Genomic DNA, 269 nt, shown 5'->3' with positions numbered 1-269 from the left:
ACCTGGCGTAGGTGAATTTGGTGTTATGGAATCCGATCCTCTATTAATTCGTTCTGAAAAAAAATTAAAAAAACAAACAGAGAAATTAGTTATTTTAGCTGATAGCACAAAGCTTGGTCAGCAAAGTAACTTTATTTTTTGTCCTCTAACAGAGGTCGACATATTAATTACTGATTCAAATGCGAATCCAAAACTTATTAAAACGTTTGAAGAGCAAAATATTGAAGTTATTGTAGTGGAGGCTATTGATTGATTAACTCAATCATTAG

1 pseudogene is annotated in these 269 nt (G+C 31.6%); it reads left to right on the top strand.

Annotated elements, in window-relative coordinates:
• Window positions 1–253: pseudogene (locus tag SB816_RS31965) on the top strand (DeoR/GlpR transcriptional regulator); the annotation flags it as partial.
• Between the last annotated feature and the right edge of the window lie 16 nt (window positions 254–269).

Source organism: Achromobacter sp. SIMBA_011, from assembly GCF_046535435.1.
Lineage (GTDB): Bacteria > Pseudomonadota > Gammaproteobacteria > Burkholderiales > Burkholderiaceae_B > Achromobacter > Achromobacter dolens.
This window is presented reverse-complemented; position numbering and strand designations above follow the sequence as displayed.